The sequence below is a fragment of the Paenirhodobacter sp. genome (assembly GCF_050177655.1).
Classification (GTDB): Bacteria; Pseudomonadota; Alphaproteobacteria; order Rhodobacterales; family Rhodobacteraceae; genus Rhodobacter.
The window spans coordinates 2,224-7,573 of the sequence record NZ_JBFXGV010000075.1 but is presented as its reverse complement, the minus strand read 5'-3'; the positions used below and the strand labels follow the sequence as shown (position 1 = coordinate 7,573).

The window sequence follows — 5,350 nt, the reverse complement described above, 5'->3', positions numbered from 1 at the left end:
GAAATCCCAAGTTTTCCGGAGTTTTTTTGCATCCCTGAGGTGATTCGTGTTATCGCAAAAATTGTGTTTAGTCATAGAGAGCCAGTCATGAACCGAAATCTTCTTCTGATCGCGACGGGCCTGGCCCTGAGCATGACCCCCGCCTTTGCCGAAGCCCCGAAGCCCGGCCCCAATGCCAAGCCGCCTGTGGCGAACGGGGCTCCTGCTCCGGGTGTCAATCCTTCGGTGACCCTGCCGCCGGGCGGTGCGTTGCCGGTCGGTATGGCGAGCAACTTCGCCTTCATCGCGCCGATCGTGGGCGGTGTCCTCGGCTTCGGGGCGCTTGCGGCAGGCGGTGGCGGCAGCACGAATTCCACGCCCTCGACCACCAACTGAGACGCGACGGCGTGATCGCGCTGAAGAGAAGGGGCGCCGATCGGGCGCCCCTTTCGCTATCCGGCTCAGTTCGCCGCGGCGTTCACCGAGGAGACGATCAGCGAGGGCGTGATCGCGTTGACCACGTTGCTCCAATGCGAGACCGGCTGCGCGGCGACGAAGATCACGTCATTCGCGTGCAGCTCGAAGCGCGTGGCCAGCAGCAGCGCGGCGGCATTGCGCGCATCCAGATGCCAGGCGGTGATCGCGTCATATTCGAGCGGGTTGTCCGAACCGCGCAGGACATAGATCTCCTTCGGGTTCGATTTCGCCGTGGTGAGCCCCCCGCCCACTTCATAAAGCGCATCGGCGAGCGTGGCCTTGCGGTCATAGGGCAGCGCATAGCGCGCCTGCTTGCCGACCTCGCCGGTGAGATAGGCATAGTCGCGCCCTTCCGCGCCCAGCTCGAGACGGGTCGAGAAATTCTCGCGTTGCTCGGTCAGCTCGTTGCGGCGCAGGGTGACCTCGGTGTTCAGCGCGGCCAGGCGCGCCTGGCGCTCGTCCTGCTTGAAGGTGGCGAGCTTGATCTGTTCCTCGAAATAGGCAGCGGCCTTGTCCAGCGCATAGGCGGTGTCGACGAAGACGCTGTCGCCATCGGCAAGCTGGATGCGGCCGGTGCCGGCGCGGTCGTAAAGCGCCTTGAGCGGCAGCTGGTAGAGCTTGCCGTTGCGGTAGATGCGCACGAGCGCGGTGTCGAGATCGGCCGATTTCGCGCCGCCCGCGGCCGCCAGCGCCTCGTCGAGATAGAGCGGCGAGAGGGTCACGGGCACCACGGTCGGGCTTGACACATCGCCCCCCACGGCGACCTTTTTCGAGTGGAACTCGGCGATCTCGAGCGAGAAGGTCGGGTCGACCTGCTTGTCGAGGAACCTCTGGAACAGCGTCGCCTCGGCATCGTCGACGGTCTGGCCGGCGATCTGCACGCGCCCCACGGTGGGCACCGAGATCGAGCCGTCATCCTGCACGGTATAGCCCTGGCGCGCGGTCTGGGCGGCGAGGATGCCACTGAGCTGCTCGACGGTGGAGCCGGTTTTCGGCGTGGCCAGAAGCACCACGTCGCCGACGCCGATCTTGTAATTCGTCGGGGGGACCGGCGGCGGCAGCCGGGTTTCCAGCCCGGCGGGGCGGCTGACCCGGTCGAAGGCGGTGGCGGGCGGCGCGATCGGCGCGGACATCGTGCCGCTCAGCCCCGCGGTCTGGCTGAAATAGGAGGGCAGCTGGCGCGGCTGGTAGGGCGCGGCATTGGCGACCATCACCGATTCCGCGGTCAGCGGCAGCACCCGCACCTTGCCCTCGGCGCTGATGCCGGGGCTGACGGAGCTGCTGTGATAGGCCACGCCGCAGCCCGACAGCGCCCCAAGAACCGTTCCACCGAGCAGGGCAATCTTCAGTAGTCTCACGAGAGCCTCCAATTCCATTCTGCCTCAGCGGGCACCGAGCTGCGCCATGCGCAGGGATATCTTTCCGGTGACCGTTCCCGCCCATTGGCTCGACTGTATGATCTCGCCGGTCTGGGGAACGACCCAATAGTAATTCTCGAACGAGGCGACCGTGCCGCGGCAGGCCTCGGTGACGGTGACGGCCTGCAGCGCGCGCGTGCCGATCGTGACGTCCTCGCGCGCGCCGGGGCTGATCTGGCAGCGGAAGGCGCGGGTCACGGCGTGGTCCTCGCCGTCGATCAGGGTCATCAGCCGCGTCGCGACGCCGGGGGACAGGCCGTGGATCAAGGCGGCGCTTTCGCGCAGCTGCGCCGCCATCACATCGCCCGAAAAGCCGCGGCTGCCGACGAGGAGGCCGTCGTCGAGCATCAGCTGCGCGCCATCGCCTGAGATCCAGGTGCCGACGCCCGAGCGCTCGGACCGGGTCTGACGCACGAAGAGGGCGATCGCCTCGGGCCGCGCCTCGACCGCGGCGATGAAGCGCGGGGTCCCGGCCCGTTCTGCCGCGGCGAATTCGGGGGCGAGAACGGGGGCCGGGCGGCTGAAGGGCGTCGCGGAGGCGATCAGGCGCCGGGTCTGCGGATCCGAGGAACAGGCGCCAAGGGCCAGCAGGGCGAGCGCGCCGAGAAGCGGGGAGAGGGATCGCATCATCGCCAGAACTTGCCCCATCCATGCTCGAGCTGGTTGGCATTGCTGCCGCGCACCTCGTTGTAGAGGCGGTTGGCGATGTCCACCCTTGCGCCGCCGTCGCGCAGGACCGGGCGGATCGTCTGTTGCAGCGTGCTGCGGCCCGGTTCGCCCGAGATCCAGCTGATCGGGATGGTGAAGCGGATGCCCTTGTCGAAGGAGCCTTCGCCGAACTCGTCGAAGGGCACGTCGGTGAGGGTGAAGAAGGCCCCGATGCGGAAGCCGTTGTCGAATTCGCGGTCGAGCGAGACGGTCGCGCCCCAGTCTCCGGCGAGGTAGCGCCCGACGTCGAGCTGGCCGCGGAAGCTGTTGCCGAAATCGTAATAGGCGGAGAGATGGCCGGTGGCGATGCGGTAATCGCCGAGGCCGAGGCGGCTGAGCGGGTCGCGCTTGGCGAGGTAGTTCACCTCGGCCCCGAGCGCGAGGCGGCTTTCGGCCGGATACCAGAGCAGCTCCCCCGAGACGCCGGCATACATCCGCTCGAACCAGCCGGCGGAGAGCCGGCCGTAAAGGTTCGCGCCCGGGCGGAACAGGTAGTCCGCGGTCAGGATCGTCACCTGCGGGCCTTGCAGCTTGTCGTATTCCGCGCTGTCCGAACGCACATGCGGCAGCACCGAATTCGAGGTGCGGGTCGAGGTGTCGAGGTTGCCGATCGCCTTCTGGCGCACCACCGCGGTGAGCGAGAGGCCGGGGGCGAGCCGGTACTGCGCGGAGGCCTCGGCGCCGACATCGACGCGCAGCGGGTTGTCGGGGTCGAAGAGCGCGGTGCTGAAATAGGGCAGCAGGCTCCAGTCGAGGCGGGGATAGACGCCCGGATCCGGGGGCAGGCGGCCCGGCGCATCGGCGATATCGGCGCGCACGAAGCTTTGCCAGCTGCCGTCCCAGGCATGTTCGAGCTCTTCCAGATCGGAGCGGCGCAGCGTGGTGCGGGTGGTCGGCAGGCCTTCCGCCGCGAGGGTGATCTCGAACGCCTCGATCCCCTCGGGCAGGGTGTTCGCCATCACCCGCGCGGCCCGGCCGAGCGCCTCGGCATCGGTGCGATAGGTGCCGTTGTGCAGGACGATGCGGGCGTGGGCGCCCTCCTGCGCATAGCTCTCGAACGCGAGGCCCTGCGCGCCGAGGCCACGCGCGAGGCGGGCGCGGGTGCTGTCGATGTCATCGGGCGCCCAGCCCTGCGCGGCGATCTCGGCGCGCGGCAGGAGCGCGGGGCTGCGCCGCTCGATCCCGCCGGGGAAATGCGGGTTGCGCGGGTCGATGACATAGGTGAAGCCGATCCCGGCCTGCGCGCCGCCGATGACGAAGGCGTTCATCGTCAGGTTCTGCGTGGCGCGATAGGTCAGGCCGAAATTGAGCGGGGTGCGATGCTCGAACCCCATGCGCGCGACTTCCTCGGTATAGGCGTCCGAGGAATATTCGAGCGCGAGGCGCAGCCGGTCGTTCACCTGGTAGTCGAGCCCGCCGAAGAAGGCGGCCTCGCCGCGGAAGAAGCGGTTGAAGGCGACGCGCCCGGTCTCTTCGATGCCGGTGAAGCCGGGGCGGTGGTTGAAGCGGTCGTCGATTGCCCCGAGCGGGTTGCGGAACCCGCCCCAGGAGGCGAGCCGGCCCCAGCCGATGCCGCCGGTCACCGTGAGCCGGTCGTCCATGAAATGCTTGGAGGCGACGAGATATTCCGCGCCGAAGATGCCGGTGCCGCCAAAGTCGCGCAGACCGACCGCCAGCGCGGGCAGATGCGCGGTTTCGTCTCGCACCATGTAGTGCAGGTCGAAGCTGCGGTCCTTCAGGTCACCCGTCGTGAAGTAATCGCGCAGGATCGAGTAGCGAAACACCCCCGAAAGCCGCGGCGTGATCTGGAAATGCAGCGAGTTGCGCGTGTGCCCGGTCAGGTGCGAGGTGGTCCAGCTCAGCAGCCCGTCGTCCGTCGCCGTCGCACTGGGCATGTCGATCAGCCCCGGCGTGCCATAGCTCGAAATGCCATCCGCGCGCGCCGGGAGCGCCGTTGCCGCGGCGAGGAGGAGCGCCAGGCCGGGACTGCGAAGGGAAATGAGGCGTGGGGTCATGCGGCGACGGGCAGTCTCATGGCGGAAGAGGGACGATTCTTTCGCCAAGAATGGCGGCCTTGTCGGCAGTTGAACATGCCTGTTGCACTTGGGCCCCGGAGGACTGATGCGCAGGAGCAACAGCCGGGAGCCATGCCGCTCAGGCGCCGGTGCGCAGGAGCACGACCTTCGCGGTGCGCAGGATCAGCGAGAGGTCGCCCGATGCGGAAAGGTTCCGCCCGTAGGCCTCGTCGAAACGCACGCGCGAGGCGAAGGTGGTGTCGTGGCGGCTGAACACCTGCCAGAGCCCGGTGATGCCCGGGCGCAGCCGGTAATAGGCGCGCCCGCCGGCGGCGTCGTAGATCGCCTTTTGCGAGGGCAGGAAGGGGCGCGGCCCGACCAGGCTCATGTCGCCCTTCAGCACGTTGAGGATCTGCGGCAGCTCGTCGAGCGAGGTCTTGCGCAGCACCCGCCCGATCGCGGTGATGCGCGGGTCGCGGCGCAGCTTCTGGAACCGGTGCCATTCTTCCGCGACCTCCGGGTCGCGCGCGATCATCTCCTCGAGCACGCGCTCGGCGTCGACCACCATGGTGCGGAACTTGTAGCAGGCGAAGACGCGCCCGTTCACGCCGACGCGGGGCTGGCAGAAGAGGGCGGCACCGCCGTCGCGCCGGATCACCAGCCAGATCGCGAGCATCACGGGAACGAGGGCGGGCAGGAGCAGAAGGCTGATCAGCACATCCAGGGCGCGTTTGCCGGCGCGGGCGTAAGGGC

General features: G+C 68.3%; 5 protein-coding genes. 1 reads left to right on the top strand and 4 read right to left on the bottom strand.

The window, feature by feature from the left end:
• On the top strand, positions 1–375 hold a 375-nt coding region (locus AB7U46_RS17095; RefSeq protein WP_428338192.1), incomplete at its 5' end, for a hypothetical protein.
• 65 nt (positions 376–440) lie between these two features.
• Here the strand turns inward: AB7U46_RS17095 and AB7U46_RS17090 are convergent.
• The 4 genes from AB7U46_RS17090 to AB7U46_RS17075 all read right to left on the bottom strand — a co-directional run.
• Complete coding sequence (locus AB7U46_RS17090) at positions 441–1,832, bottom strand: polysaccharide biosynthesis/export family protein (protein WP_428338191.1); 1,392 nt, start codon at positions 1,830–1,832, stop codon at positions 441–443.
• Positions 1,833–1,838: 6 nt separating this feature from the next.
• Entirely contained in the window at positions 1,839–2,504 is a 666-nt protein-coding gene (locus tag AB7U46_RS17085) for a YjbF family lipoprotein (protein ID WP_428338190.1), read from the bottom strand.
• Positions 2,501–4,597, bottom strand: a complete 2,097-nt coding sequence (locus AB7U46_RS17080; RefSeq protein WP_428338189.1) for a YjbH domain-containing protein — start codon at positions 4,595–4,597, stop codon at positions 2,501–2,503. Before AB7U46_RS17080 ends, AB7U46_RS17085 begins: the two co-directional genes overlap by 4 nt.
• A 139-nt stretch (positions 4,598–4,736) precedes the next feature.
• Positions 4,737–5,350, bottom strand: a 614-nt coding sequence (locus AB7U46_RS17075; RefSeq protein ID WP_428338188.1) for a sugar transferase, incomplete at its 5' end; no start/stop codon positions are given.

Bases quoted from the DNA above. Each gene is read 5' to 3' on its own strand.
- AB7U46_RS17090 (WP_428338191.1), bottom strand. From the start codon at position 1,832: ATGGAATTGGAGGCTCTCGTGAGACTACTGAAGATTGCCCTGCTCGGT.
- AB7U46_RS17085 (WP_428338190.1), bottom strand. From the start codon at position 2,504: ATGATGCGATCCCTCTCCCCGCTTCTCGGCGCGCTCGCCCTGCTGGCC.
- AB7U46_RS17080 (WP_428338189.1), bottom strand. From the start codon at position 4,597: ATGACCCCACGCCTCATTTCCCTTCGCAGTCCCGGCCTGGCGCTCCTC.